General features: G+C 66.6%; 28 protein-coding genes, 1 tRNA gene and 1 other RNA gene. 17 read left to right on the top strand and 13 right to left on the bottom strand.

Annotated elements, in window-relative coordinates:
* Window positions 1-115: 115 nt before the first annotated feature.
* The 5 genes from ftsE to ssrA all read left to right on the top strand — a co-directional run bounded on the left by ftsE (window position 116) and on the right by ssrA (window position 3,472).
* The gene (ftsE, locus tag FO044_RS11130; RefSeq protein ID WP_143965654.1) at window positions 116-802 is read left to right on the top strand and encodes a cell division ATP-binding protein FtsE; all 687 of its coding nucleotides are present in this window, start codon (window positions 116-118) and stop codon (window positions 800-802) included.
* Window positions 803-835: 33 nt separating this feature from the next.
* Window positions 836-1,741 (top strand): permease-like cell division protein FtsX, encoded by a 906-nt coding sequence (gene ftsX / locus FO044_RS11125; protein WP_132991930.1) that lies wholly within the window; start codon window positions 836-838, stop codon window positions 1,739-1,741.
* A 20-nt stretch (window positions 1,742-1,761) separates the two neighbouring features.
* Complete coding sequence (smpB, locus tag FO044_RS11120; RefSeq protein WP_132991929.1) at window positions 1,762-2,235, top strand: SsrA-binding protein SmpB; 474 nt, start codon at window positions 1,762-1,764, stop codon at window positions 2,233-2,235.
* 11 nt (window positions 2,236-2,246) lie between these two features.
* On the top strand, window positions 2,247-3,005 hold the full coding sequence (locus FO044_RS11115; protein ID WP_132991928.1) for a hypothetical protein: 759 nt from the start codon (window positions 2,247-2,249) through the stop codon (window positions 3,003-3,005).
* Between the two features lie 93 nt (window positions 3,006-3,098).
* Window positions 3,099-3,472, top strand: a transfer-messenger RNA (tmRNA) gene (ssrA, locus tag FO044_RS11110).
* Between the two features lie 69 nt (window positions 3,473-3,541).
* On the opposite strand, the gene FO044_RS15240 is transcribed toward ssrA, so the two are convergent.
* The 3 genes from FO044_RS15240 to FO044_RS11095 form a co-directional block, all read right to left on the bottom strand.
* Window positions 3,542-3,892 (bottom strand): DUF4352 domain-containing protein, encoded by a 351-nt coding sequence (locus tag FO044_RS15240; protein ID WP_342353738.1) that lies wholly within the window; start codon window positions 3,890-3,892, stop codon window positions 3,542-3,544.
* Between the two features lie 825 nt (window positions 3,893-4,717).
* Window positions 4,718-5,746, bottom strand: a complete 1,029-nt coding sequence (locus tag FO044_RS11100) for an alpha/beta hydrolase family protein (RefSeq protein WP_132991926.1) — start codon at window positions 5,744-5,746, stop codon at window positions 4,718-4,720.
* Between the two features lie 116 nt (window positions 5,747-5,862).
* Window positions 5,863-7,512, bottom strand: coding sequence for a long-chain fatty acid--CoA ligase (locus FO044_RS11095; RefSeq protein ID WP_143965652.1), 1,650 nt, complete (start codon window positions 7,510-7,512; stop codon window positions 5,863-5,865).
* Window positions 7,513-7,669: 157 nt separating this feature from the next.
* Here FO044_RS11095 and FO044_RS11090 point away from each other — a divergent pair, with 157 nt between their 5' ends.
* Window positions 7,670-8,251, top strand: coding sequence for a TetR/AcrR family transcriptional regulator (locus tag FO044_RS11090; RefSeq protein ID WP_143965651.1), 582 nt, complete (start codon window positions 7,670-7,672; stop codon window positions 8,249-8,251).
* A 34-nt stretch (window positions 8,252-8,285) separates the two neighbouring features.
* On the opposite strand, the gene FO044_RS11085 is transcribed toward FO044_RS11090, so the two are convergent.
* From FO044_RS11085 to FO044_RS11070, 4 genes are read right to left on the bottom strand one after another with little or no spacing between them, the layout of a single operon-like run.
* Window positions 8,286-8,639, bottom strand: coding sequence for a DUF488 domain-containing protein (locus tag FO044_RS11085; protein WP_143965650.1), 354 nt, complete (start codon window positions 8,637-8,639; stop codon window positions 8,286-8,288).
* Between the two features lie 30 nt (window positions 8,640-8,669).
* On the bottom strand, window positions 8,670-9,728 hold the full coding sequence (locus FO044_RS11080; protein ID WP_186290537.1) for an ABC transporter permease: 1,059 nt from the start codon (window positions 9,726-9,728) through the stop codon (window positions 8,670-8,672).
* 1 nt (window position 9,729) lies between these two features.
* Window positions 9,730-10,578, bottom strand: a complete 849-nt coding sequence (locus tag FO044_RS11075) for an ABC transporter ATP-binding protein (RefSeq protein WP_132991921.1) — start codon at window positions 10,576-10,578, stop codon at window positions 9,730-9,732.
* A complete protein-coding gene (locus FO044_RS11070; protein ID WP_143965978.1) occupies window positions 10,575-11,252 on the bottom strand; it encodes an alpha/beta hydrolase in 678 nt (225 codons plus the stop codon). Before FO044_RS11070 ends, FO044_RS11075 begins: the two co-directional genes overlap by 4 nt.
* 107 nt (window positions 11,253-11,359) lie before the next feature.
* Between FO044_RS11070 and pgm the strand changes: the two genes are divergently transcribed.
* From pgm to FO044_RS11040, 6 genes are all read left to right on the top strand, one after another.
* Window positions 11,360-13,003, top strand: a complete 1,644-nt coding sequence (gene pgm / locus FO044_RS11065; protein WP_132991919.1) for a phosphoglucomutase (alpha-D-glucose-1,6-bisphosphate-dependent) — start codon at window positions 11,360-11,362, stop codon at window positions 13,001-13,003.
* A 102-nt stretch (window positions 13,004-13,105) separates the two neighbouring features.
* Window positions 13,106-13,837 carry a DsbA family protein gene (locus FO044_RS11060; RefSeq protein WP_235831325.1) on the top strand — a complete coding sequence of 244 codons (732 nt, stop codon included), beginning with the start codon at window positions 13,106-13,108 and terminating at the stop codon, window positions 13,835-13,837.
* A 122-nt stretch (window positions 13,838-13,959) separates the two neighbouring features.
* Window positions 13,960-14,032: transfer RNA gene (locus FO044_RS11055), tRNA-Ala, on the top strand.
* A 334-nt stretch (window positions 14,033-14,366) separates the two neighbouring features.
* A complete protein-coding gene (locus FO044_RS11050) occupies window positions 14,367-14,675 on the top strand; it encodes a DUF6506 family protein (protein ID WP_132991918.1) in 309 nt (102 codons plus the stop codon).
* Between the two features lie 329 nt (window positions 14,676-15,004).
* A complete protein-coding gene (locus tag FO044_RS11045; protein ID WP_328591114.1) occupies window positions 15,005-15,697 on the top strand; it encodes a M23 family metallopeptidase in 693 nt (230 codons plus the stop codon).
* A 171-nt stretch (window positions 15,698-15,868) separates the two neighbouring features.
* Window positions 15,869-16,219: a DUF2200 domain-containing protein gene (locus FO044_RS11040; RefSeq protein WP_132991917.1), complete on the top strand. Its 351-nt coding sequence runs from the start codon at window positions 15,869-15,871 to the stop codon at window positions 16,217-16,219.
* 13 nt (window positions 16,220-16,232) lie between these two features.
* Here the strand turns inward: FO044_RS11040 and FO044_RS11035 are convergent, their stop codons facing one another.
* A complete protein-coding gene (locus tag FO044_RS11035; protein WP_132991916.1) occupies window positions 16,233-16,961 on the bottom strand; it encodes a pyrimidine reductase family protein in 729 nt (242 codons plus the stop codon).
* Window positions 16,958-17,488: a flavin reductase family protein gene (locus tag FO044_RS11030; RefSeq protein WP_235831324.1), complete on the bottom strand. Its 531-nt coding sequence runs from the start codon at window positions 17,486-17,488 to the stop codon at window positions 16,958-16,960. The genes FO044_RS11035 and FO044_RS11030 overlap by 4 nt, the downstream gene beginning before the upstream one ends.
* 179 nt (window positions 17,489-17,667) lie before the next feature.
* Here FO044_RS11030 and FO044_RS11025 point away from each other — a divergent pair, with 179 nt between their 5' ends.
* Both FO044_RS11025 and FO044_RS11020 read left to right on the top strand, forming a co-directional pair.
* Window positions 17,668-18,243, top strand: a complete 576-nt coding sequence (locus tag FO044_RS11025; protein ID WP_235831323.1) for a DapH/DapD/GlmU-related protein — start codon at window positions 17,668-17,670, stop codon at window positions 18,241-18,243.
* Between the two features lie 214 nt (window positions 18,244-18,457).
* The gene (locus FO044_RS11020; protein WP_132991914.1) at window positions 18,458-19,306 is read left to right on the top strand and encodes a 3-hydroxybutyryl-CoA dehydrogenase; all 849 of its coding nucleotides are present in this window, start codon (window positions 18,458-18,460) and stop codon (window positions 19,304-19,306) included.
* A gap of 103 nt (window positions 19,307-19,409) precedes the next feature.
* On the opposite strand, the gene ygiD is transcribed toward FO044_RS11020, so the two are convergent.
* Window positions 19,410-20,252, bottom strand: coding sequence for a 4,5-DOPA-extradiol-dioxygenase (ygiD, locus tag FO044_RS11015; protein ID WP_132993309.1), 843 nt, complete (start codon window positions 20,250-20,252; stop codon window positions 19,410-19,412).
* 125 nt (window positions 20,253-20,377) lie between these two features.
* Here ygiD and FO044_RS11010 point away from each other — a divergent pair, with 125 nt between their 5' ends.
* Window positions 20,378-21,004 carry a DUF1707 SHOCT-like domain-containing protein gene (locus tag FO044_RS11010; RefSeq protein WP_143965648.1) on the top strand — a complete coding sequence of 209 codons (627 nt, stop codon included), beginning with the start codon at window positions 20,378-20,380 and terminating at the stop codon, window positions 21,002-21,004.
* A gap of 224 nt (window positions 21,005-21,228) precedes the next feature.
* A complete protein-coding gene (locus FO044_RS11005; protein ID WP_425323582.1) occupies window positions 21,229-22,527 on the top strand; it encodes an acyltransferase in 1,299 nt (432 codons plus the stop codon).
* On the opposite strand, the gene FO044_RS11000 is transcribed toward FO044_RS11005, so the two are convergent.
* Window positions 22,500-23,099 carry a dihydrofolate reductase family protein gene (locus FO044_RS11000; RefSeq protein ID WP_143965647.1) on the bottom strand — a complete coding sequence of 200 codons (600 nt, stop codon included), beginning with the start codon at window positions 23,097-23,099 and terminating at the stop codon, window positions 22,500-22,502. The two genes, FO044_RS11005 and FO044_RS11000, sit on opposite strands and share 28 nt — an antisense overlap.
* Window positions 23,100-23,234: 135 nt before the next feature.
* Here FO044_RS11000 and FO044_RS10995 point away from each other — a divergent pair, with 135 nt between their 5' ends.
* The gene (locus tag FO044_RS10995) at window positions 23,235-23,582 is read left to right on the top strand and encodes a thiamine-binding protein (RefSeq protein ID WP_132991911.1); all 348 of its coding nucleotides are present in this window, start codon (window positions 23,235-23,237) and stop codon (window positions 23,580-23,582) included.
* Between the two features lie 34 nt (window positions 23,583-23,616).
* Here the strand turns inward: FO044_RS10995 and FO044_RS10990 are convergent, their stop codons facing one another.
* Window positions 23,617-24,303, bottom strand: a complete 687-nt coding sequence (locus FO044_RS10990; RefSeq protein ID WP_132991910.1) for a response regulator — start codon at window positions 24,301-24,303, stop codon at window positions 23,617-23,619.
* A complete protein-coding gene (locus FO044_RS10985) occupies window positions 24,296-25,948 on the bottom strand; it encodes an ATP-binding protein (RefSeq protein ID WP_132993307.1) in 1,653 nt (550 codons plus the stop codon). Before FO044_RS10985 ends, FO044_RS10990 begins: the two co-directional genes overlap by 8 nt.
* Window positions 25,949-26,017 lie beyond the last annotated feature (69 nt).

Raw genomic sequence — 26,017 nt, 5'->3', positions numbered from 1 at the left:
TCGACCGCGCTGCTGCGGTGAGCGCGTGCTTCGGTCGGCGATGCGTCGACCGGGGAGCCGACACTCGGATCCACGGACGATGGGCAGTCGGCGTCGATCAGTACACTGGGTCACCGTGATCAAGCTGTCGAATGTGACGATGCAATACGCGAAGTCGAGCAGGCCCGCGTTGTCGGATCTGAGCCTGGAAGTGGACAAGGGCGAGTTCGCATTCCTGATCGGCCCCTCCGGCTCGGGTAAATCGACGTTCTTCCGACTCCTTCTGAAGGAGGACAGGCAGACCTCGGGCGAGACGTACGTCGGCGACTTCCACGTCAACCGGCTCAAGGGCCGCGACATCCCGAAACTTCGCCAGTCGATCGGCTGCGTGTTCCAGGACTTCCGGCTGCTGCAGCAGAAGACGGTCGCCGAGAACGTCGCCTTCGCTCTCGAGGTGATCGGCAAGCCGCCGTCGACGATCCGGGACGCCGTTCCCGAGACCCTCGACTACGTCGGGTTGGGCGGGAAGGAAGACCGTATGCCGCAGGAGCTCTCGGGTGGTGAGATGCAGCGCGTCGCCATCGCCCGCGCCATCGTCAACCGGCCCTCGCTGCTCCTGGCGGACGAACCCACGGGCAATCTGGATCCGGAGACCAGCGAGGAGATCGTCGAGGTGCTCGATCGCGTGAACCGCCGCGGCACTACCGTCATCATGGCGACCCACGATCGGCACATCGTCGACTCGATGCGGCGTCGCGTCCTCGAATTCGACAACGGCACGCTCGTTCGCAACGACGAGTACGGCGTGTACGGCATCGGCTGAACCAGACTTCGCAGACCAGGAGAGCAAGCACACATGCGCGCGAACTTCATCATCGGCGAAGTCCTCAACGGATTCCGCCGCAACATCACCATGACGGTCGCCATGATCCTCACGACCGCGATCACCCTCGGCATGCTGGGCGGCGGCATGCTCGTCATCCAGATGGCGGACAAGAGCCAGAAGATCTTCCTCGATCGCGTGGAGATGCAGTTCTTCATCAACGATGCGGTGACCGAGAAGGACCCGAACTGCATGGCGGCGCCGTGCACCACGCTGCGCCACGACCTCGAAGCGGAGGACGGCGTCGGGTCGGTGACGTTCATCAGTCAGGAGCAGGCCTTCCAGAGCGCGAAGGAGTCGTGGGAGGAGGACTCTCCCGAACTCGCCGACTTCATCCGCAAGGAGGCATATCAGGGCGCACTGCGCGTGAGCATGGACAACCCGGACAGGTTCGGCGCGGTGCTGGACAAGTTCTCGCGCGCGCAAGGCGTCGACGGCGTCCTCGACCAGCGTGAACTGGTGAAACGCATCTTCAGCGTGCTCGACGGTGCCCGCAACGCGGCGTTCGCCGTCGCTGCGGTGCTCGCGGTCGCTGCGATCCTGCTCATCGCGAACACGGTGCAGATCGCTGCCTATACGAGACGGACGGAGGTGTCGATCATGCGGATGGTCGGCGCCACGCGCTGGTACACGCAGCTGCCGTTCCTCATCGAAGCGGTGATCGCCGCGGTGATCGGTGCGGTTCTCGCGATCGGGGGACTGTTCCTGTCGAAGATATTCTTCTTCGACAAAGCACTCGAGGACCTCTACGGTGTGAACATCCTGGCCCGCATCACTGCGGCCGACGTGTGGTTCGTATCGCCCTGGGTCCTGGTGACGGGCATCGTGCTGGCCGGGCTGACCGCATACGGCACGCTGCGTGTCTACGTCCGTGAATGACGATGTCGAGGAGGTGAATCGTGCCTAGAGAAAAGGGCAGGTCGGTGATCGCGACCAATCGGAAGGCCCGGCACAACTACACCATCCTCGAGACGTTCGAAGCGGGCATGGTGCTGCAGGGCACCGAGGTGAAGGCCCTGCGTGACGGCAAGGCGTCACTGGTGGACGCGTTCGCGACTGTCGACGCCGGCGAGGTGTGGCTGCACGCCGTGCACATCGCCGAGTACGGCAGCGGCACGTGGACCAACCATCCACCGCGCCGCAAGCGCAAGCTGCTGCTGCACGGTCGCGAGATCGACTATCTGATCGGCAAGGTCCGCGACGGCAATCTGACCGTGATCCCGTTGCAGATGTACTTCTCCGACGGCTACGCGAAGGTGGAGATCGCCTTGGCGCGCGGCAAGCAGGCGCACGACAAACGCCGCGACATCGCCGAACGGACCGCCAAGCGCGAAGTGGAGCGGATCGTCGGACGCCGCGTGAAAGGCATGTGAGACTCGTACGCATGCGAAGCACCCGACTCGTGGCCGGACTGACCGCGGTGGTGGTCGCCGGGTCGGTGACGGCCTGCACTGCAGACGAGGAACACACGGACGCGGTTCCGCCTCAACTCGGCTGGGTGGTCGGATCGGGGTGCGAATCGACGCCGGACGAGGTCCGCGGCTTCGCCGACGGGATCGTCGACACCGGGCTGAGCGAAGCCGGTTACCGATCGCTGTACGTGGTGTGCGACCGGCGCACGCCGCCGGCCACCGTGAGCGATGGCGATCTGAACGGCTACCTCGAGCAGCGCGGCCTCCGACTGTCCGCGGTGAGATCGACGGATCCGCTGGTCCGGCACACGATGGCGGCGGAGGAACCGGTGCCCGCGCTGCGGACCGGCATCACCCGGCAGGTGATGAACGCGCAGCCGTTGACGTTCAGCCGGGCTCCGGACCACCTCGACGGTGAGCGTCTGGCGACGATCACCAATGAGAACGCCATCGCCATAGCGCGGGACGGTCGAGCCTCCGCGGGAGCGCCGATCCTGGACAACCGCGACCTCTACTCTCGGGCGGTCGGCGATCAGGGGCTCGTCCTGTCGATGTCGAACGGCTCGTCGGCGCCGCGCACCATGTCGATCACCTTGAGCGACATAGGACTGGTCGGTGACGCCACCGTTGCGGCCACCGAGATCTGGACCGGTCGACGAGTCCAGGCTGCGGACGGTCGCCTGACCGTGAAAGTCGGCTCCGCCGACAGCGCGTTGCTCACCGTCGGATAAGCGTCCGGAACGGTCTGGTGAAATATCGGGATGAAACCGAGCGTCGTGTTCGTTACTATGAGGTGTCCACCGGAAACGGTGGCACCACCCCTCGGGGCCGATCGGTTTCGACTTCGTGCATCGAGGTGGGGGAAGCGTGTCGGTGCAGGCTGGAGACCACCGTTAAGCGTCGCAGCAAACAATTAAGCGCCGATTCCAATCAGCGCGACTACGCACTCGCTGCCTGATCAGCGAGGCTAGTCTGTCGGCCCGGTTCTAAGTTCCCGGAACCGGATGCCGGCATCAGCTAGGGAACTCACTGTCGTCGTCGGTCGCGGACGTCGGCAGGACATCAAACAGCGACTGGGATCGTCATCCTGGCTTGTTCGCGAGACCGGGAGATCCGAGTAGAGACACAGCGGACTGCGCACGGAGAAGCCCCACCGAAGTGACGGAGGACCCGGGTTCAATTCCCGGCGGCTCCACGGAGAAGTCCCCGGCCTGCTCAGCAGGCCGGGGACTTTTTGCTCTCGCGGTCTCGCCGGCTTCCGGGTCGGTCAGCGCAGCGAGACGGAGGCGCCGCCGGAGAACATGGAATCGTGCAACTCGACAGTTGCCGGCTCCGCGTTCTGCGGCATGTCGTAGACGATCTTGATCTCAACGGTGTTTCCCGGATTGATGTTGTCGTACAGCGGGATGTCGGACTCGAGTGCGAGCTGCGCTTCGACATCGGACTCGAACGTGCGTCCGTCCGTGTCCTGCAGCTTCTGCGCCGACGGAGTGAACGACTGCGGTTCGTCACCGATGTTCTTCACCGACATGGCCACGACGACGAACTGCCCCTGCGCCTCGCTCGCGAGGTAGGGGTTGTCCCCGACGCTGTCGAGGCCGTCTTCGACGTCCGTCACCACGAACTCGAACTTGCCGTCCCGAACCGGGGTGTTCAGGCTCGCCGGGGACTCCTCGTCGGCGGCCTCGTCGGCGGCGCGATCGGTCCCTGCACTGTCGGTTCCCGCACTGTTGGTTCCTGCGCTGTTGGTTCCCGCGGTAGCTGCCTCGGTGTCACCACCGTCATCGTCGCCACCACCGCCTGCGACTCCGATGATGACGAAGAGAACGACGAGCGCGCCGACGATCCACGGCCACTTCCGCTTCTTCTTCGGGGGAGCGGAGCGTACTGATCGCCTGCGTACTGGTTGCCTGCGTACGGCCCCGCGGGGTACTGGTTCCCGGCGTACTGGTTGTCGGGGTGCTGGGGTTCCGGATGGGCGGGATACGGCTGGGTGGGATACGGCTGCCCGGACTGGTAGGGCGGGACGGGCGGCTGGGTCGGTGGCTGGGCGGTCATGGCGGTGGTCCTCTCGTGGGGTCGCGTGTGGTGGATCTGTGTCACCACTCGTACGGCCAGACCATATGGCGAGAGTCCGACAATTCTCAGATGTCAGTCATTCGTATTACGCGGCGATCAGCGCCGATCCGCCGATCATCCATCGGACGCAGATGTCCCCGGCCTGCACGGCAGGCCGGGGACATCGACGGTGCGTCTGGGGTCCGGGCTACTTGGTTCCCGAGAACATGTACATGAGGGCGTTGAACACGTTTTCGTTACCCTGGATCGCGCCCCACAGTGCCTGGTCGACCATTACTTGACTCCTCTGAATCGTCCGCGACGTGCGCGCTCCGAGCTGCGCACGTCGATTGGTGTACTACGGACAGAGTAGACCGTCCCGGCATCAAACTGTGTTTCGCTTTGCAAACACTCTGAGGACTTCCAGGTAACCGGGTACGTAAACGGACTTCGGGGCCAACGCACGCTGACCTGCCACCCGGACGTCCTCCGGTCGGTACTCGATGTCGTCGCGCATCATCGCGTGCGTCGCTTCCGGGAACCTTTTGACCGTCAGCAGGTCACCGCGCATCTTCGCGCGGTAGACGCGCTCGGACCGTGTCACGTCGACGTTGCGGTCCTCCCCGCCGACGAGAAGCAGTGTCGGGATCGGGATGCGGGAGAGCGATCCGGTGGAATCGGCGGTGAGGTTGCGGCGCAGGAAGCTCCATCGGTCGCGGCTCACCGGCTCGGCGTCGATCCGGGCACGGCGATACGCCCGATAGTCCGCGCCTGCCTTCAGCAGTTCGTTCCGCTCGGTGTTGCGGCGCAGGGCGGCGTCGATCTCGGTGGGGGTGGCGTCGTCGGCCTCCAGCCGGGAGCGCACCTCGTGCTCGCGGCGGTCGATCCAGTTGACGGCGGGGTCGACCATCGTCAAGAAGCGCAGATCGGGTCGTGCACGGGCTACCTCGGGCAGGATCCAGCCGGCCTGTCCGATACCCCATGCGCCCATCCGGGTCGGGTCGACGTCCTCGCGGGTGTGCGCCCAGGCGATCGCCGTGTCGACCTCGGTGGCCCGATCCTGCATCGATTGGTGCAACCAGTTTCCCGGCGCATCGTCGACGCCCGGCTTATCCCACGACAGACTGGCGAATCCGTCCTGGGCGAACGAATCCCACAAAGGCTTGTACTTCTCGTCGGAATCGGCGTTCACCGGGCCGTCGCCGTGGACGAACACGACCAGACCGTACGGACCGTCCTCGCCTTTGGGGACGGCGAGGACACCGTGCAATTCGCCGCCGTGCGGCCCGGGGATGGTCACCCGCTCCTCGGTGAAGGCGAAGTCCCGGGCGGTGAACACCCAGACTGTGGCGCCGAGAGCGAGAACCACCACTGTGCCCAGTGCCGCCAGCATCAGTATCTTCCTGCGGCTCACAGAGCGAGTCTAGACCGGGGACCCGCCCCGTCCCGGGACCGGACATGCCGTGAAACGCGGAGACTCCCGCATCAGGGGATGCGGGAGTCTCCGGGGTGGATTCGACGGGGAGGTTCTCAGCTCTCGATGGGATCTCCGAGGACTGCGTACTCGCCTTCTGCGTACTGCTGCCGGACGCGCTTCTTGTCGAACTTGCCGACCGAGGTCTTGGGCACCTCGGTCACGAACGACCAGCGCTCGGGGATCTGCCAGCGAGGCACTCGCTCCTCGAGGAACTTCCGGTGCGCTTCGACGTCGGTGTCATCCTCGCTGCGGACCACCGCGAGGACGAACGGCCGCTCGTCCCACTTCTGATCCGGAACGCCGATCACCGTGGCCTCGACGATCGCCGGGTTGGACGCGATGATGTTCTCCAGTTCGACGGAGGAGATCCACTCGCCGCCGGTCTTGATCAGGTCCTTGGAACGGTCGACGATGGTCATGAAGCCGTCGGGCGTGATGTTCACGACGTCGCCGGTGCGCAGCCAGCCGTCGTGGAACTTCGACTCGTCCGTCACGTTCCCGTCGGGCTGGTAGTAGGCGCCGGTGATCCAGGGTCCCGAGACCTCGAGCTCACCGACCGCCTCTCCGTCCCACGGCAGTTCCTGACCGTCGTCGCCGATGATGCGGGCCGCGACCGGCGCGGGGAAGCGACCCTGCGTGACGCGGTACGCGAACTCGGCGTCGTCGCCCTCGACACCGAACGGCGGTCGGGCGATCGATCCGAGGGGCGAGGTCTCCGTCATGCCCCACGCGTGGGTGATGGGCGCGCCGAAGTCGTCGAATTTGCGGATCATCGATTCCGGGACTGCGGCGCCGCCCACGACCACCTCGCGCAGATGCGAGATGTCCTGGGGCTTGGCGTCGAGCTGCGCCGCGACACCCTGCCAGATGGTCGGGACGGCCGCGGCCATCGTCGGCTTCGCTGCGTCCATCATCGCGAGGAGCGGCTCGGGCTGCAGGAAGCGATCGGGCATGAGGACGGTGGCGCCGCACATCATCGCCGCGAAGGGCAGGCCCCACGACATGACGTGGAACATGGGCACGATCGCCAGCAGGGAGTCGCTGTTCGCGAGGCCGAGTCCGGTGGTCGAGGTGCCGAACATCGAGTGCATGTAGATGCTGCGATGCGAGTAGACGACACCCTTCGGATCGCCGGTGGTGCCCGAGGTGTAACACATGACGGCGGCGGTGTTCTCGTCCAGAGCGGGCCACTCGAAGGAGGCCGGCTCATCGGCGATCAGCTCGTCGAACTGGTGAACGGTGATGCCGTCGGGTGCGGTGACGGCGTCGGCGGGACCGTTCGTGACCACGACGTGCTGCACGTTCGGGGTGCCGGTCAGGTACTGGCTGAGCAGCGGGGCGACGCTCGCATCGACGAAGATCACCTTGTCGTCGGCGTGATTGATGATGAACACGGCCTGCTCCGCGGACAGGCGCAGGTTGAGAGTGTGCAGAACGGCACCCATCGAGGGGACGCCGCCGTACAGGGCCTGGTGCTCGTTGTTGTTCCACATGAAGGTGGCCACGCGGTCACCGCGCTCCACGCCGAGCTTGGTCAGTGCGTGTGCGATTCGCGCGCTCATGTCGCCGATCTCGGCGAACGACATGTCGCGGAAGCCCTCCCCGGTCCACGTGGAGATCTTGGCCTCGGGGAACGTCTTCCGGCTGTGTTCGAGCAATGTAGACAGCGTCAGGTCGCCGTGCTGCATGGTGGACTGAATCATCAAGTCTCCTTGGGGGCTTCGCCCGGGCAGGCCGGACCGTGTTCGACGAAAAGCGCGCGTGTTCACGCCGTCATGAGCTAGTTTCCAACATCAGACGCAGTCACGTGCACCATTTCGCCGAAATGGTGCGGGATCGGCGGGAAGGAGCGAGTGCGACATGGGATCCGACCAGGTGATCGCGCTCGCTCGCGAGCGGTTCGTGGCGCGCGAACGCGTCGAGGTGGGTGAGATCGCGGCGGCTGCGGGCGTCAACCGCAGCACGGTGTACCGGCGGTTCCACGGCCGTGACGGACTGCTCGTCGAAGTGATCTGGTCGCTCGCCGAAGTGACCATCGACGCCGCGATCCGGCGCGCGAGAGGTGTTGGCCCCGAACGCATCACCTCGATGATGTGGGAGTTCGCGCTTCTCGCGAATCGAGCCGAGCACATTCGCGACTTCCTCAACAGGGAGCCTGAGCGGGCCTTGCGCCTGCTGACGACGCGGAGCTCGGGTGTGCAACCGCGGATCGTGAACCGACTGATCGGAATCCTCGACGAGGAGGTGTCGGCGGGGCGGCTCGTCCCGCCGGTGCCGACCCCTGATCTGGCGCTGATCCTGGTGCGCATCACCGAGACGTTCGTCTACGGAAACGTGGCCGGGGGAGACGAACCGGATGCGGAGAAGGTCCGGCAGGCGTGCGGGGCGCTGCTCGGAGCCGTCCGGCATCCCGACGGCTCGGCAGTCGTCGTCGGTGTGTGAGGATCTCGCCGAACCAGAGCGCTGATGCCGAACGTCAGGCCCTCGGCGGATGGTCGATGGCGTCGACGATCACCGGGACGTGACTGTTCTCCGGTTCCTTTGCCGCCGTGGCGATCTCGATGTCACCCTGCTTCGCAAGCCTGCGCAGTTCGTCGAGCGCCTCGGCGGTGGTTCCCTCGGCCATCTCCTCCCGGTAGCGGGCGGCGAAATCGTCATGACGGTCGGGATTCCGATGGAACCATTTTCGCAACTCGCTGGACGGTGCGACCTCTTTGAGCCACGTGCCGACCCGCGGATCGTCCTTGCGCACTCCGCGTGGCCACAGGCGGTCGACGAACACGCGGTCGCCGTTCGGATCGTTGTACACGCGAGCGGTTGTGACAGTCATGAGAGGCGCCGATCGAACATGGTTCCGACGCTACGCCACGCGCACGCCCTTGGGGAGCCTCGCAGCCGGTACCCGGAGTCGGCGGGCCGCCGTCCACATTCCTGCCGTGCCCAGGATGATCGAGACCGCGAGACCGGCGTACCAGCTGGATCCGATGTGCTGGGCTGAGTGGAGCTTCTCCTGCTCGCTCGGTCCTCCCCAATGGAGAGGACCGAAGTCCGAGCAGTCCTCGTTCCGGATCATCGGTCCGGACCGGGCGTCGGACAGCATCTGGGCGAAGAAACCCGACGCGCTGCGAAGATCACCGTGGTACTCGTCGTCGACCCCGGCCTCGAGAGTGTCGGAGACGATGAGCACGGGGTTGGCCACGAGAAGCCACCACGTGCCTTCGGTGTGCGTCGTGCGCTTCTCCCTGATCTCCACGCGGCAGTCCGGTTCCGCGGACGCGCCGGACGGTGTGCTGACGGCGACGCCGAGCCGGTGCGTCTGCTGCGTCAGCGGAAGGCTGAGACCGAAGGCGATCGGTGAGCCGATGAGCAGCCCGAGGACCGCAGCCTGAGTGAGGATCGCCGACGCGGCCGGCCGTGTGGTGGCAGCGGAGAATCCCAGTCCGATCGCGCAGTAGCAGCCCATCAGCAGCCCGACGACGAGCACCGCCAGGATGCCGAACCCGACGGATGCGGGACTGCCGGCGATACCCCAGATCAGGTAGGGAAGCGCGACGACGATGAGAGTGAGAGACGCAGCCCACGAGCCGACGAGCTTGCCGAGCGCGAGTTCCCACGAGGTGATCGGTGTGGCCTGGACGAGTGCGAGCGTGGCGTCGCGTCGGTCGCCGTTGATCGACGTCGCGCTCACGGTGGGGGCGGCCACCAGGCCGAGGAACAGCACCATGCCGATCATCAGGTCGAGAAGGTTGCGCGACCAGTCCTCGTACGTCCCGTTCGCCGCGAGGGTGACGTACAGCGAACCCAGAACGATCAGGGTCATCAGGATGAACAAGCCGACGATGGTGAGGCGCCAGCGCCCGGTGCGGATCCGCTGCCGGACCTCGAGTGAGGCGACGGTGGAGACTGCAGTCAGGTTCATGTCAGGTCCGGTCCGCATCGAGATCGAGGTAGGCCTGCTCCAGACCCGAGGTGATCCGCGTGAACTCGGCTACTCGTGTGCCGCTCGCGACGAGCTCCGCCAGATGGGCCGACGCCGCGGCGTCGTCGTCGAAGCGTGAGGTTCTCGCCTGATCCGCCGGCTGCCCCACGAGGCGGATGCGCCAGGGGAGACCGGGTGCGGTCGGTGCAGGCACACGGGTGGTGCCACCCGTCATCATGACGACGTCGTCGATCATCTCGTCGAGTTCGTTGAGGATGTGCGACGAGACCAGGATCGCGGCACCGGCGTTCGCGAGCATGCGCAGGTGGGCGCGCAACTCGATGCGCGACCGGGGATCCATGCCGGACGCGGGCTCGTCGAGCAGCAGGATCTGCGGACGGTTCACCAGGGCTCGACCCAGGCCGAGCCGTTGCTTCTGCCCGCGGGACAACCCGGACGCCGGGCTGTCGGTGAACTCGACCAGGTTCAGCTCGGCCAGGAGTTCGCGGGCCCGGTTGTCGGCGTCGGTCCTGTCAGCTCCGTGCAGTCGGCCGAACGCGACCAGGATCTCCCGCGGTGTCAGCGACTCCCAGGTGCCGAAAACATCCGGCATCCAACCGGTTCGGGCACGCAGTGCAGCCGAGTCTGCAGGGGACCCGTTGCTCAGGAGAGCTCCGCGGTCGGGTTGCAGGAGCCCCGACAGCATGAGGAGCAGAGTGGTCTTCCCCGCACCGTTCGGTCCGACGAGTCCGGTGATCCGGCCCGGATGCAGGGTGACGTCCGCATGGACGACGGCGTGGTGCCCGCCGAACGATCGGGCCAGACCGTGCGCCGCGAGAACGGGATTCACTGCGAGACCGTCTCGGGAGTGTCCAGTGGGTCGGCGACTCCGGTCGGCTCGGCGGTCGCAGCCGAATTCAACGCGCGGGAGATGAACGACAGCGCTGTGGAGTGCCACAGCCCCAGATGGTCGAGCATCGGGTGGGCTCCGCCGGGCACGCGGATGTAGGTGGCGTCGACGCCGCGCTCGACGAGTTCCCGGATTCCCTTCTCCGTGCGCCGGGAACGGGTCACCCGGTCGGCGTCGCCGTGCACTGCGAGCACGCGGGCGTCGTCGTGGATGCGGCGCCAGTCGGCGAACTGCCACCACGGGGCCAGCGCGAGAATGTCGGTGACGCGCTCGTCGGCGCCGAGGAGCGCGGCGATCCGACCGCCCATGGAATGGCCGACGATGGCGACCGGGATGTCCGGGTGATCCCTGGTCAACCGGGTGAGCGCGTGCCGTGCGTACGGCATGGGGCTGGCTTGTCCGCAGTTCCAGCCGCGTACCCGGTAGCCGGTCTGGTGCACGCGAACGCGCGGCCCGAACCTCGCTGCGATGGACGCGGTGAACGGGTACATGCGCAGTGCCGACGGCTGAAAAGGCGAGAACGGCCGGTAGCTGAAGTCCGTTCCTCCCGGTAGTACGAGCACGTTCAACTCGGGTACGGGCAGGATGGCGGAGGGGGACAGTGCCGTGAACATGGACTTCCGTTCGCGTTCGGTTCCGCGGCCTTCGCAGATCGTCACCGAGGATAACCGTTGATCGGCGACGAATGCCCGATTGCGATGCGGGTGGCAGAATCGTCGTCATGGCGCACCCCAGAGCCGGCACCGCAGCCCGCACCGAGGACTTGATCGACGTCGACGCCGTCGAACAGGCGTATTACCAGGTGAAGCCCGAGCCGGACGATCCCGCACAGCAGGTCGTGTTCGGTACCTCCGGACACCGGGGAGCGAGTCTGAACGGCTCGTTCAATGAAGCGCATGTGCTCGCGATGACGCAGGCGATCGTCGAGCATCGGGAACGAGTGGGGATCGCCGGACCGGTGTTCGTCGGCTTCGACACGCACCTGCTGTCGAAGCCGGCCTGGCGCTCGGCGATCGAGGTGCTCGCGGGCAACGGTGTCACCGTGTTCACGGCCGCCGGCGACGAGTACACGCCGACGCCCGCCGTCAGCCGAGCCATCCTGCGCTTCAATGCAGAGAATCCGGGCGTGCAGGCCGATGGAATCGTGGTGACGCCCTCGCACAATCCTCCTGCGGAGGGGGGCTTCAAGTACAACCCGCCCAGCGGCGGACCCGCGGATACTCCGATCACCGCGCCGATCGCCGCCCGCGCCAACGAGATCCTCGCCGGTGACCTGCGCGAGGTGAAGCGGATCCCGTTCGAGCGGGCTCGCACCTCGGACGCGGTGATCGACTATCCGTTCGCAGATGAGTACGTCACCGCACTGGGCGACGTGGTGAATCTGGGCGCGATCCGCGCTGCGGGTGTGCGCATCGGCGCCGACCCGCTGGGTGGCGCGTCGGTCAACTACTGGTCGGAGATCGCCGACTTCCACCGGCTCGAGTCGATGACCGTCGTCAACCCGAACGTCGACCCGGCGTTCGGGTTCATGACGCTCGACACCGACGGCAAGATCCGCATGGACTGCTCGTCGCCGAACGCGATGGCCTCGCTGATCTCGCGGCGCGCCGAGTTCGACATCGCCACCGGCAACGACGCCGACGCCGACCGGCACGGCATCGTCACCTCCGATGCCGGACTGATGAATCCGAACCATTATCTCGCCGTCGCCGTCGACTACCTGTTCTCGCACCGCGAGGGTTGGGCTGAGAATGCGGCCGTCGGCAAGACGTTGGTGTCGTCGTCGTTGATCGACCGAGTGGTCGCCGGTCTCGGCAGGCCGCTGCTGGAGGTGCCGGTCGGGTTCAAGTACTTCGTCGAGGGGCTGCTCGACGGCAGCGTCGCATTCGGGGGCGAGGAGAGTGCCGGCGCGTCGTTCCTGACCGTCGACGGGGCTCCGTGGTCCACGGACAAGGACGGACTGATCATGGACCTTCTCGCTTCCGAGATCCTGGCGGTCACCGGTAAGACGCCGTCCCAGCGATACGCCGAGCTCGCTGAGACCTACGGCGAATCCGCGTACGCGCGCATCGACGCGCCCGCGGACCGTGCGCAGAAGGCGAAGCTCGGCGCCCTGTCGGCGAGCGAGGTATCGGCGACCGACCTGGCTGGTGAGCCGATCACCGCGATCCTGACCGAGGCCCCGGGCAACGGTCGCGCCATCGGCGGACTCAAGGTGACCACCGAGAACGCCTGGTTCGCCGCGCGGCCATCCGGCACCGAGGACGTCTACAAGATCTACGCCGAATCGTTCAACGGTCCCGATCATCTGGCGCGTGTGCAAGAGCAGGCCCAGGCCTTGGTCGACGGAGTTCTCGCAGAGTGAGTGTCGACGACGTATCGAAATCACCTCTCGCCGACGCGTCGCCCACGCCGCCGACCCTTCACGCACCAGCCGATTCCCCGCCTTCCAGATACAGTCGAGCCCGTGAGCAAGAGCAGCAGCAACCGCACGAACCCGAAGTACGAGCCGCAGGCGGCGTCGAACACGTCGTCGTACGTGCTGATCGGACTCGGTCTGCTCGTGGTCGCGGCGTTGATCATCGGCGGGTTCATCTGGCAGTCGTCGTCCAAGGACTATCCGCCGGTCGACGACAAGGTGCTGGCCGAGAACGCCTCCTTCATCGTCGGTGAGCGCACCGCTCCCGAGACGATCGACGTCTTCGAGGACTTCGCGTGCCCGCACTGCAAGGAATTCGAGGAGCAGTCGGGGCAGGCGATCATGGCGAAGGTCGACGAAGGGAAGGTGCGCGTTCGCTATCACATGCTGAACTTCCTGGACGGCGAGTCGGAGTCCGGTGACTTCTCGTCGCGTGGCGCGGGCGCCATCCTGTGCGTCGCACGCAGCGACGGCCGCGACGCATTCTGGAATCTGCACTCGCAGTTGTTCGAGAAGGCGGAGGGCGACCCGTCGAACGCCGAGATCGCGAAGCTCGCGGCCGCAGCGGGGGCCGGTCCGCAGTCGCAGAAGTGCATCGCAGACGGCGCGGCCGTCGAGGACGCCCGCACGATGGCCGACGCGTCGCGTGATCAGCTGAGCAACTCGACCGGCGGCGAGGTATCGACCCCGACCGTCATGTCGGCCAGCACCGTCGTCGACGGTATTCTGGATGGCACCGGATGGCTCGACGAACTGATCGCGAATCCGCCGAAGTCCTAGCTGTCGCGGGTCCCGGTGCAGGGCCTCGCGGTCGCCACCCGATTTGGCCGTCGCGTCGGCGGTACGGTAACTTAGCGAGCGCACTCAGCACAGGTAACTGCTGGCTGCGAACAAGTGAACACGGGGCTATGGCGCAGCTGGTAGCGCACCACACTGGCAGTGTGGGGGTCAGGGGTTCGAGTCCCCTTAGCTCCACCCACGCACAAGGCTCGAATCCTTGCCGACGGAATCGTTGGCTTCGGTTCGGGCCTTGTTCTCGTCCTGAGCACAGTTGAGGCGTCGACGTCAGAATCGACAGCACCAGCCGCTACGTCGACACCCTCGAACACCCGACCTCAAGACCTCTTGGTCCGAGCGCAGGGGGCCAGGCCGTCCGGAACATCCTGGTTGGGGTGGAGGCACGGGAGCTGCACGTGCGGGAGCAGTGCAGAGCAAGTACTCCTGACACACAATGGGGCTGTCAGAGTTTCCAATGGCGTCGCATTCCGGCCCGCCGTCCGGCAGGACGCCTCTGAGCAAGGACATCAGCATGGCTTTCAATCAATGGGGCTTCATCTACCTCGGCGCCGGCACCGAGGACCCTGCACAGCAACGCGCGGTCATCGAGCACGGTGGACTCCGCACCACCTTCGTCGCGGTGCCGGACCGTGCAACGGCCGTCGTCGCGGCGGTCGACCTCGTCGCAGACGGCGCTCAGTCGCTGGAGCTGTGCGGGGCGTTCGGGCCGTCCGACGCGGCCGCGGTACTGACAGCCACCGACGGCCGCGTGCCGGTCGGAGTGGCCACCTACGGCATGGAATCGGTGCCTAAGCTGGCGGCGCTCTTCGCCGACGAGTAGCAGGACGGTGCTGACTGCGTTCCGCAGGACCGGTGCGGCGTCGCCATGGCGGCACGTGATCGGTGTGAGCCCGTTCGTCGTCACCAGGTTCGTGGGGCCTGACCTGTGAGAAGTCACCGTCGATTCGCCGTTCCGCAGGCCGGCTCGTCAACGCGGGTCGCGGACGGGTGGACGATGCGGCACGTGATCCGGCGGGGTTTCGACCGCCCTCCTGTGTGATCGGCGTAACTCGTTTCGCGCTTCACTTGGCGTCGGCCGCCGTGCATCTAGTAGCGTCGCCGTGTCCTTACCGTTTCCGAAACGTTATCAATCTCCGAACGGAACAGACTTTGTCTTTACACCGCACGACTGCTGACAACACCGTGACCCTCGCCGACCTCGGCATCACCTCCCAGACTCGGGAGGCGGGCCGCCACCGGGTGGCCACGTCGCGCCGGACCGCGATGCCTGCGCGCATCGGCGCCGTCGCAGCCTTCGCCGGGGCGATCGGTCTGGCCACCGCCACCGCCAGCGAGGCCGCAGCCAAGCCCACGGCGCCGCTGGCGCTCCCGCAAGGCGTCGAGATGCCGAAGAACCTGCCGCCGGAACTCGACACCGCACTCCGCGACCTGCTGCCGCAGACCGATCTCGGTCAGGGACACGCCGTCAAACCGGTCAACGGCACGGTCACCTCGACCTACGGCGCGCGGTGGGGTACGAACCACGACGGCATCGACATCGCCAACAACACCGGCACCCCGGTGTACGCCGTGACCGACGGCAAGGTTCTCGAAGCCGGTCCGGCCTCGGGCTACGGACAGTGGATTCGGGTCCGCCAGGACGACGGCACCACCGCCGTCTTCGGTCACGTCGAGCAGATCTTCGTACACGCCGGCGAGAAGGTGAACGCGGGCGAGAAGATCGGCACCGTCGGCAATCGAGGCAATTCCACCGGTCCTCACCTGCACTACGAGGTCCAGAACTCCGCCGGCACCCCGATCAACCCGCACGCCTGGCTGAAGAAGCGCGGCGTTCAGCCCTGATCTGACGGGCCGACAGTCGGCCAGGCGATTTCGACACGGTCCTCGCTTCGCTCGGCCCGGCTCAATCAGCGAGGGTGGCTCTGGCTCGATCAGCGAGGGTGGGCCCGGCTCAATCAGCGAGGGTCGGTCCGGCTCGAGCACCGAGACTCGACCTGCGGGACAATCGGGTTCATGAGCAAGCACAGGATCTATACGACAGCGGTCGCCGATGTGTATCCGCATTACGTCACCAAGGCCGAGAAGAAGAACCGGTCGAAGGACGAGGTCGACCAGATCATCTGCTGGCTCACCGGATACTCCGCAGACGAGCTGTCCGGTGTCCTGTCGGATGGCACAGACTTCGAGCAGTTCTTCGAGCAGGCTCCCGCGATGAACCCGAACCGGGAACTCATCACCGGAGTCGTGTGCGGGGTCCGCGTCCAGGACATCGAAGAGCCGACGATGCGGGAGATCCGCTACCTGGACAAGCTGATCGACGAACTCGCCCGCGGCAAGGCGATGGAGAAGATCCTGCGGCAGTGACCACGTCGCACGGTCATCGGATGTAGCGAAGGAACAAGTCGTCGTCGTGCGCGATCGCGTGCTTGCGCCGGAACGTGCGGGGCGCGGCCAGTGCGCTGGTCCCGCCGGATGACCCGACCGGCTCGGCGGTGAGTTGTGGTGTCAGAGTGATGCACAGTTCGTCGAGGAGGTCCGCCTCGGTGAGCCCGTCGAGCAGAGTCGGTCCGCCCTCGCAGTGGATGCGGTGCAACCCGAGTGACCGAAGCTCGGCGACTGCGGTCGACAGGTCCACCTCGTCGGCGCCTGCAACGATGATCTCCGCGTGACCATCGACGGACGAGGTGTCGGCGCCGCCGGAGGTGATGACGAACGGCCGCTGCTCGGGTGGCAGGTTCAGGCAGCGGTGGGGCAGGCGGCATGATGCGGTGACGATCGCCAGTCGCGGGACGGGAGCGAGACCAGGTCGTGTGCGCGACCGGAGGGCAGCAATCGACTCGGAGAACTTCACCGGACCGTAGTTCTCCGCGCGCGCAGTGGACGCGCCCACCAGGACGACGTCCGCCAACGCGCGCAGCGCGTGGAACAAGTCCCGATCGGCAGGCGACGACAATGGGCCGACCCGGCCATGGAAGCTCGCCGAACCGTCCAGCCCCATCACCATGTTGGTGCGCACGCCCGCGTCCCAGTCGGCGTACGAGCGCTCCGCTACGGCGACTGAGTCGAATTCGGCTCCCGAGCAATCCGGGCCAACGCCGCTGCTCATGCCGAATGCCCCGGCTCGATGCTGCGGGTATCGGCGAGCCTGACCCATTCGCCGCGATCGGGATCGGCGACGCGGATTCCGCCGCCGACCGGCTCGAGTAGATATCCGAGGTGATCGCCGACATCGAGACGCTCCAGGATGCGCCCGGCGAACCAGATGCCCGAGTCACTCAGGATCGGCAGGCCGTGCGGCCCGTCGAACCACCTGCAGCGCGCGAACTTGTCGACCTCATCGCCGGTCTCGCCGCCGAACAGCTCGATCATCTCTGCATGCCCGCGGGGGATCAGGTGGACCGCGAGGTACTCGGCCGACAATGCGATCCCGTGCGTGTGATTGGACCGTGAGATGCCCACCAGAAAGCGTCGCGGGTCGATGCTCGTCTGAGTCGCGAAACCGACGAGGCATCCCGAACGCCCGGTCGGGGAGACGGTGGTGACCACGTAGACCGGCAGGTCACCGACCGCGACGACAGCGTCGAAGGCGCTGGTTTCGGAAGTGCGGTTATCGGGGGTGGGGGTGTCGGTCACGTCGATGGCTCCCGTTCGCTGCACGGGATCCGCCGGACGACGCCCGCCCCTCGACACTACGACCGGTGGGCGGCGCATGCGGCGCTCTCGCCGGTCCGGTGGCCGTCTACCGCAGCCTCGGGTAGACCTGGAACCTAGAAGCTGGGCGTACAGCCCGGACGTAGTGACGATGAAGGGCCGTGACTGTGGAGTTGGCCGATCTGCTCGAGGCGCTGAACGCGGGCCGGACCATCACCGGTGGGTCACCGCTGCACGAGGTGATGCACCGGACCAGCCAAGAGGCGCTGCGCATCACGGGTGAACTCAACGGCGGCTATCACGAACCTGAACGAGTCAGAGAGCTTCTGTCTCAGCTGATCGGCGCACCTGTCGACGAGTCCGTCAACGTGTTCCCGCCGTTCTACTCCGACTTCGGCAAGAACATCACTTTCGGCGAGCGGGTCTTCGTGAACTCCGGCTGCAAGTTTCAGGATCAGGGCGGGGTGAGCATCGGCGACGACAGTCTCATCGGACACAACACGGTGATGGCCACGCTCGACCACGACATGCATCCGGACCGTCGCGCGGACATGATCCCCGCCCCCATACGGGTGGGACGCAACGTGTGGATCGGATCCAACTCGACCATCCTGTCCGGCGTGAGCATCGGCGACAACGCGGTGGTCGCGGCCGCCTCGGTGGTCACCAAGGACGTACCGGCGAACTGCGTCGTCGTGGGTTCACCTGCTCGCGTGGTGCGTTCGGTCCCGGAATGACGTCGCTTGCCCCGGTTTTCGCGTTGGTCGTTCGGACGATCAGCGGGTGAACGTGAGAATAGGGGTAGGACGAGGCAATCCGGTAGGGCGTGATCGTGTTGGCGAGTGCGCTGACCCGCCGCGGTGAGTGCGCCCGCGACCACTAAACTGGCTAGCCGACAGGACAACGAAATTCAGGTCGCCGAAACGGCGGACCGTGTGGTTTGGAGCGAATGTGAATCTGATCGGTGTGATCGGCGGCGGCACCATGGGTGCGGGCATCGCCGAAGTGTGTGCGAAGGCAGGCAGCGACGTGCTGGTCCTGGAGACCAAGCAGGAGTTCGCGGACGCCGCCAACGCGCGGATCACCAAGTCCATCGGCCGTGGTGTGTCCAAGGGCAAGATCTCGCAGGAGGACGCCGACGCCGCGATCGCCCGTGTCCGGGTCACCCTCGACGTCGGCGAGTTCGCGGATCGTGAGTTCGTCATCGAGGCCGCCCCCGAGGTCGAGGCCATCAAGCACGACATCTTCGCCAAGCTCGACGACGTCGTGAAGCCGGAGGCGATCCTCGCGACCAACACGTCGTCGATCCCGGTCATCAAGATCGCCGCGGCCACCAAGCTGCCCGAGCGCGTGGTCGGCGTCCACTTCTTCAACCCGGTTCCGGTGATGCCGCTGGTCGAGATCATCTCCACGCTGGTCACCTCGCAGGAGACGACGGACGCCGTCACCGACTACGCCAAGAACACGCTCGGTAAGTCCGCCGTGCAGGCGGGCGACCGATCGGGCTTCATCGTCAACGCCCTGCTGATCCCGTATCTGTGCCAGGCAATCCGCATGTTCGACTCCGGGTACGCGACCGCCGAGGACATCGATGCCGCGATGAAGGGCGGCTGCGGCTACCCGATGGGACCGCTCACCCTCTGCGACACGGTCGGCCTCGACATCTGCCTCGCGGCCGCCGACTCGCTGTACGCCGAGTTCGCGGAGCCGCACTTCGCGCCGCCGGCACTGCTTCGCCGGATGGTCGACGCCGGCCGTCTCGGGCGCAAGAGCGGCCGCGGGTTCTACGACTACAGCTAGTCCGCACCCTGCGGGTGCAGCAGTAGTAAGCACCGCAGCGAATGCCCGGGTCGAGACCGTCGACCCGGGCATTCGTCTGACCCGGGACTTTCGGTAGGTCCGCTCACAGGTTCGAGTTCAGGGTCGGGAACCCGTCGGGGAGTTCCGCGGCTCCGGTCGCAGCATCCGGGACGGCCAGTCCGGTCCCCAGGCCCAGCGTGTACGAGGTCATCGACAGCGAGCCGGCCGCGTAACCGTCCACCAGGACGTCGAGCGGAGTCGCGTCGGCGAGCCCGGCGATGTACAGCATCGGCAGGTAGTGGTCGGGAGTAGGCACGGCTTTCGCGAAGTCGGAATGACCGTCGAGCCTGACCACATCGGTGGGGGAGCTTCGCAGGATCTCGCCTGCGGCGTCGTCGAACCTCTGGGCCCAGTCGAACCCGGCGTCGGGCCGCGAGAAATCGATGGCGCGCAGATTGTGGACGATGTTGCCGCTGCCGATGATCAGCACTCCCTGATCCCGCAGAGGCGCGAGCTTGCGGCCCAGCTCCAGGTGATGATCGAAGTCCTTGAACGCATTCAGTGACAGTTGGATGACCGGGATCGACGCGTCGGGGAAGGCGTGACGCAGCACGGACCAGGTGCCGTGGTCGATGCCCCAGCTGTCCAAGTCCATGCCCACCCATGTCGGCTTCACCACGTCGGCCACCATCTCGGCGATGTCGGGGGAGCCTGGAGCCGGGTACTCGATATCGAACAGCTCCTGCGGGAAGCCGTAGAAGTCGTGGATGGTTCGAGGCAGTGGCATCGCGGTGACCGCGGTGGCGTTGGTGTACCAGTGGGCGGAGATCACCAGGATCGCAGTCGGTGTGGGCACCGCGTCTCCGAACGCCCGCCATGACTCGGTGTAGCGGTTGCGTTCCAGCGCATTCATCGGGTTTCCGTGCCCGAGGAACGCCGCGGGCATCGTCACAGTTCCTTCGCCTGCAGGACTCACTGCAGCACCTCCATCGGCAAGTGCGGGTCAGGCTCGACGGTACTCGTCGCCGATCGGTCGGCCGGCATCTTCGGTCGGTGTCATAGAGTGACGGCATGGCCGCCGACGATCCAGACGACCACGCCCGTGCAGACGACGACCTCCGAGTCGGCACTCCGGAACGTGAGCGCGCGATATCGCTCCTCAACGACGCGTTCTCCGGCGGATACCTCGATGTGACCGAGTTCGAGGACCGGTCCGGTCACGTGTACGGCTCGCGCATCCGATCCGACCTGCGGCGGGCCGTCGCCGATCTGCCGACTGCGAACCGACTCTTCCCCGACGCGGCGCCACCCGTAGTACCGGCCGGACCGGCCATCCAGCTGCCGCAGACGGTCTACGACGGTGACTGGAAGACGGTGCGTCGGAAGGGCGCCTGGCGGCCGGAGCCGAACATGCTGTTCAGCGGTTCGATGGGCTCGATCGACTTGGACTTCAGCGCGGCCAGGATGCCGGCCCCGCTGATCGACATCGAGCTGCAGGTGTCGGCGAGCACGGTGAAGATCAAGCTCGGACCCGACCAGGAGCTCCGGGTCGACGGGCTCGTCACCAGCGGGTGGTCGAGCATCAAGGACAAGGCGGGGTCACCGCAGCGGGCAGGTGGCCAGATCATCCAGGTGCGCGGTGCGCTGACGGGCCTGAGTGGGATGGTCGTGAAGCGGTCCCGCATCACCGGCACGTAGATCGCCGGAAACAGCGGATCTCGTCGAGACATATCGCCATACGCGCTGGTGATGCGGCGGCGGGGCATGGCTGCGCACCGACGCCGGGCCAACGGCGGCCGAAGCTCAGAGACACGGCGAGAACGTGAGATACCACTCCACCGAGGCGTTTCCTGAACGGGATTCCCAGAATGGGCACGTACACTGCGGCACGCGGGGGATGCAGAATCGCGGAGGTGCAGGCAGTGGAGCAGACCGTCGACAAGGCGGGAAGCACGATGACGGACGACGGCTCACGGGCCGACGCCGCCGGAACGCCCGTCTCGCCTCCCAAGCCCAAACCGCAGCGCGCTCTCACCGCTGATTTCGTGCGGGTCCTCCTGTTCACCGGCGTCGTCATCGCGCACAGCGTCAATGCCGTCAACACCACACCCGACGTGGTGCGGTCCGCGGGCATGGTCGGCACGATGCTGCACCTGACCCGGTACGGGTTCGTGGCGGTCACGCTGTTCGTGCTGGTGCTGAGCATGCGGGGCAAGTCGATGTCGCCGATGACGTTTTGGCGTCGCCGTTTCGGGCTGATCGTCCTCCCTTATCTGGTGTGGACGCTCGTGTACTCGATCACCGATCACCTGATCATCCAGAACCACCCGTTCCCGAGTGTCGGCATCTACTTCCACGACCTCGGTCTCAAGGCCCTTACCGGCGACGCGAAGTACCAGCTGTACTTCCTACTGATCTCGATGCAGATCTACCTGGTGTTCCCGCTCCTCAAGAAGGTCCTGGACCGAACCGCGGACCGGCCGTGGCGAGTGCTCGCCGCCGGGTTCACGATCCAGATGACGATGTTCGTGATCTACCAGTACCTCCCGCGTCCGAAGGGCACGTTCTGGTACTACGTGTACGAGCACATGTGGAAGAGCCTTCCGATGTACGCGTTGTTCGTCGCGATCGGGGCCTTGGCCGCCTATCACCACAAGGCGATGGAGCAGTGGCTGCGCAGCAACGTGGTGCTCGTCGTCGGCGTCTGCGGCATCGCATGCGCATTCAGCATCGGTGCCTACCTGGCTGCAACTGCGCCCGGGGACGTCCCGTTGAACGCCACGACGCCGTGGAACCCGGTGCAACTGCCGTGGCTCGTCGGAGCGCTCGTCCTGCTGTGGCTCGGCGCGATGGCGTGGGACGACATGCGCGCCGCGGGCAAACGCGTGGGCGCGCGAGCGGTGTCCTGGGCGACGACCCGTGCGTTCGGCGTGTTCGCAGTGCATCCGCTCCTCCTCGACGGGATGGCGCGGCTCGGTTTCTTCGACGACCTGAACCAGTGGTTCCCGAACTCGGCGGCCGTCCGGAGCACGATCCTGGTCGCCCTGACTCTGACGCTGTCCCTGATCATCGTGGATCTGCTGCTCCGCATACCGCGCATCAGCCGTTGGTTCGTCGCTCGTGATCGGATTCCGTTTCCGAAGCTTCGAACGAGGACGCCCGTCCCGGAGTCCGTGCAGGTGCCTGCCGACGATCAGATTCGGTCGAACCAGCTGACCTGAGTGCCGTCGGCGAGTGACTCGCGTCTGGTCGGTGAGAACGCGGCGGGGGCGAACGCTGCGGGGGCGGACTCTGTCGAGGCGACTTCGCTGATCATCGGAATGCCCGCACCAGCGATCACCGGGTACCTCTTGATCACCAACCGGTCGATCGCGGGAAGGACTGCGCCCGCCAACGTGCCGCCTCCGGCGAGCCAGATGTCCTTGTCCGAATCCTCGTCCTTCAGCCGGCGAACCAACGTCAGCGGGTCGCTGCGGTGCACCGACACGAGCGGGTCGTCGATGTCGATCGTGGTCGAGACGACGTACTGCCGCAGGTGGGCGTACGGGCGGGTGGTCGGGACGGTCAGGGCCGGTTCGAAGGTGCCGCGGCCCATGATGACGGTGTCGAACGCGAGGTTCGCGGCGTCCTCGAGCGCCAGGTGGGGCCGGATGTGCGTGGGCAGCGTCTCGGGATAGTTCGCGCCGATCCAGGCCACCAGTTCGTCCGAGACGGGGAAGAAGTCGACCTCACCGCCGGGCCCGGCGATGTAGCCGTCGAGTGAGACGCCGATGTAGTAGACGAGTTTCCGCATCGTCCGACAGTAGCGGTATCGCACGTCCGGTAGCCGACGCCGCCGCAACGCGTCGCCGACCCCTTGCCAAACCGGCGGGACGCGAACGATGCTGGCAGGGATCGCCCTGATGCCTGATCACGGAGAAGAGGAACAATGCTCGTAGCGTTCTCGGTCGCGCCGAGTGGCACCGGACCCGACGGTGGCACCGGACCCGATGGTGGCACCGGTCGCGACGACGGGTCGGTGTCCGAGGCGGTCGCCGCAGCGGTGCGCGTCGTCCGTGAATCCGGCCTCCCGAATCGGACGAGCTCGATGTTCACGGAGATCGAGGGGGAGTGGGCCGAGGTGATGGATGTGGTCCATCGCGCGACGCAGGAAGCCGGTCGATACGGATCGCGCGTGTCGCTCGTGTTGAAGGCGGACATCCGTCCCGGCCGCACGGGGGAGATCGACGGCAAGGTCGCACGGGTCGACGAGGCGATCAAGCGCTCGCATCCCTGACGGACAAGTCCTGACGGACCCAGCACAGGCCGGATCAGCCGCGGTCGGTCAGGTGGTACTTCTGCCGGGGCCGACCCGTGCCGCCGTACTGCAGCGTCATGCGGAGGCGTCCGGATCCGACCAGGTGCGCCAGATGCCGTCGGGCAGTCGGCGGCGCGATGCCGATCCGCTCCGAGACCTCGTCGGCGAACAATCCGCGCTCGGCGCCGGTGAACAGCGCGAGTATCCGCTCCTCTGTCGGGGAGACGGTGGCCTCGCGCGCTGCACCGCCGGATCCGAACCGGATGGCGGCCAGGGCTTCGTCGACGCGACGCTGATCTACATCGCCGTCGGTCAGCAGGTGGCGGTAGCGCGCGTACCCGGCCAGCCGACGCGCGAGTTCGGTGTCGTCGAACGGCTTGATCAGATACGTCAGCGCCCCGGACCGGGTGGCCAGGCGAACCGCGTCACCGCCGGATTCCGCGCCCAGGACGAAAGTGTCGCACGGGAGTTCGCGGACGAGGTCGATGCCCGAGCCGTCCGGCAGGTACACGTCGAGCAGCGCCAAGTCGATGCGCGGTCCGTCCGAGGCGGCGAACGCTGCGCGGGCGTCGGCGACCGTGCCGACCTGCGCCGCCACGTGGAACCCGCGGAGGGCTTCCACGATCGCGGCGTGCAATCGCGCGACGCGGAAATCGTCCTCGACGATCAGCACTTTCACGTCACCTGGAATCTCAGGCATCGAGTGCTCCTTCCACCATGGCGCCGCGCAGTTCCGCGACGAACACCGCACCGCCGAGAACGTCCTGCCGGTTGGTCGCGGCACGCCCTCCCGGATCCGCTAACCGGATGTCTCCATCGTCTCGTCGGCAGATCTGCCGCGCCAGTGCCAAGCCCATACCGCGTCCGCCCGGCACGAGTGAACCGTCCTTCGACGAGGTGCCCTCCGCGAACACGTCGGCAGAATCGGCGAGAACGATCCCGTCGCCCGAGTCGGCGACGGTGACCCAGAGGGTCCGGTCCGCGGTGATCAGTTCGACGTCCACCCGACCACGTCGCGGCGCGCCGCCGCCTGCGGCTGCGGCGTCGATGGCGTTGTCGATGAGGTTGCCGACGACGGTCGTCGCAGCGACCGGATCGGACAGGACGCCGCTGACCCACGTCTGCGCGCCGAGGCTGAGGCTCACACCGCGCTCGTGAGCGAGCGTCGCCTTCGCGTCGAGGAAGGCGTGCAGGTGCGGCTCCTCGACGTTGTCGAGGCCCGGCAGGCCCGCGCCTCCGCGAGCAGCGGTCACCTCCGCGAGGTAATCGGCGGCCTCGTCGACGTGACCGTGTCTGAGTAGCCCGGACAGGACGTGGAGCCGGTTGGCGGTCTCGTGGCGCTGTGCGCGGAGGGCCGCGCTCATCGATCGGATCGAATCGAGTTCGCGCGTCAGCGCCTCGATGTCCGTTCGGTCGATCACCGACATCACCACACCGAGATCACGTCTATCGGCGCGGACCCGGTGCGAGCTGACCAGCACGATGCGTTCGCCGACGGTCGCTGCGATGGGAACGGGTTGCGGATCGTCGACGATCTGTCTGAGCCGTGGAGTCAGCCCCAGGTCATCGAGTGCGGCGCCGACCGGTGCGTCGATCCCGAGCAACTGCCGAGCCTTGTGGTTGATCATCCGGAGTCGGCCCCGATGATCGGTGGCGAGCACGCCGTCGGCGAGGGCGTGCAGCACCGCTCGCTGATCGCCGACGAGGTCGACGAGCTCCTCCGGCTGCAGGCCCAGCGTCAAGCGACGCCAGCGGCGGGCCAGCAATGCGGCGCCCACGATCCCGACTGCGAGGGCCGCGCAGGCCAGTCCGATGGTGACTGCGACGTCACGTCGCGTGGCGTCGGCGACACGTCGGGTCGAGATGCCGGTGCTCACGAAACCGACCAGGGTTCCGTCATCGTCGATGACGGGAGCCTTCCCTCGCACGGATTCGCCGAGAGTGCCCCGGTCGGTGTCCAGGACGTCTTCACCGTTCAGCACGTCGCTCGGATCGGTGGAGACGTGCCTGCCGAGCTCGGCGTCGTCAGGATGGGCGACGCGGATGCCATCGCGGTTGGCGATGACCACGAACAGCACCCCCGTACGTCTCGCGATGTCGAGGGCCTCGCGCTGCAGCACCCCGGACCGGAGCTCTGCCGCATTCAGATCGGTGCCGCCGAGTCGCTGGAGCCCTGCCCGGACATCCGGGTCGCCTGCCACGGTGTCGGAGATCGCGAGGGCGCGTTCCGCGTATTCGTCGCGCAGCTTGTCGTCGACCGTGCTGATGTGCCAGCCGAAGCCGACCACCAGACTCGCCGCGATCACCGCCACCTGCAGAAGCAGTACCTGGGTTACCAACGACATGCGCCCGGCCCGACGGGCCGGGCGCATGTCATCGGTGCGGTCGGCCATGGCGCCAGACTAGGCGGTGAC

The organism is Gordonia zhaorongruii, from assembly GCF_007559005.1.
Lineage (GTDB): Bacteria > Actinomycetota > Actinomycetes > Mycobacteriales > Mycobacteriaceae > Gordonia > Gordonia zhaorongruii.
Note: the sequence above shows the minus strand (reverse complement) of the source record. Positions and strands in the feature narration are given on the sequence as shown.

Coding starts and splice junctions, on each gene's coding strand:
- ygiD (WP_132993309.1), bottom strand. CDS start 20,252: ATGCCCGCGGCGTTCCTCGGGCACGGAAACCCGATGAATGCGCTGGAA.
- ftsX (WP_132991930.1), top strand. CDS start 836: ATGCGCGCGAACTTCATCATCGGCGAAGTCCTCAACGGATTCCGCCGC.
- FO044_RS11090 (WP_143965651.1), top strand. CDS start 7,670: ATGGGATCCGACCAGGTGATCGCGCTCGCTCGCGAGCGGTTCGTGGCG.
- FO044_RS10985 (WP_132993307.1), bottom strand. CDS start 25,948: ATGTCGTTGGTAACCCAGGTACTGCTTCTGCAGGTGGCGGTGATCGCG.
- FO044_RS11070 (WP_143965978.1), bottom strand. CDS start 11,252: ATGTTCACGGCACTGTCCCCCTCCGCCATCCTGCCCGTACCCGAGTTG.
- pgm (WP_132991919.1), top strand. CDS start 11,360: ATGGCGCACCCCAGAGCCGGCACCGCAGCCCGCACCGAGGACTTGATC.
- FO044_RS11095 (WP_143965652.1), bottom strand. CDS start 7,512: ATGATTCAGTCCACCATGCAGCACGGCGACCTGACGCTGTCTACATTG.
- FO044_RS10990 (WP_132991910.1), bottom strand. CDS start 24,303: ATGCCTGAGATTCCAGGTGACGTGAAAGTGCTGATCGTCGAGGACGAT.
- FO044_RS10995 (WP_132991911.1), top strand. CDS start 23,235: ATGCTCGTAGCGTTCTCGGTCGCGCCGAGTGGCACCGGACCCGACGGT.
- FO044_RS11000 (WP_143965647.1), bottom strand. CDS start 23,099: ATGCGGAAACTCGTCTACTACATCGGCGTCTCACTCGACGGCTACATC.
- FO044_RS11115 (WP_132991928.1), top strand. CDS start 2,247: ATGCGAAGCACCCGACTCGTGGCCGGACTGACCGCGGTGGTGGTCGCC.
- FO044_RS11035 (WP_132991916.1), bottom strand. CDS start 16,961: ATGAGCAGCGGCGTTGGCCCGGATTGCTCGGGAGCCGAATTCGACTCA.
- FO044_RS11010 (WP_143965648.1), top strand. CDS start 20,378: ATGGCCGCCGACGATCCAGACGACCACGCCCGTGCAGACGACGACCTC.
- FO044_RS11080 (WP_186290537.1), bottom strand. CDS start 9,728: ATGAACCTGACTGCAGTCTCCACCGTCGCCTCACTCGAGGTCCGGCAG.
- FO044_RS11040 (WP_132991917.1), top strand. CDS start 15,869: ATGAGCAAGCACAGGATCTATACGACAGCGGTCGCCGATGTGTATCCG.
- FO044_RS11050 (WP_132991918.1), top strand. CDS start 14,367: ATGGCTTTCAATCAATGGGGCTTCATCTACCTCGGCGCCGGCACCGAG.
- FO044_RS11085 (WP_143965650.1), bottom strand. CDS start 8,639: ATGACTGTCACAACCGCTCGCGTGTACAACGATCCGAACGGCGACCGC.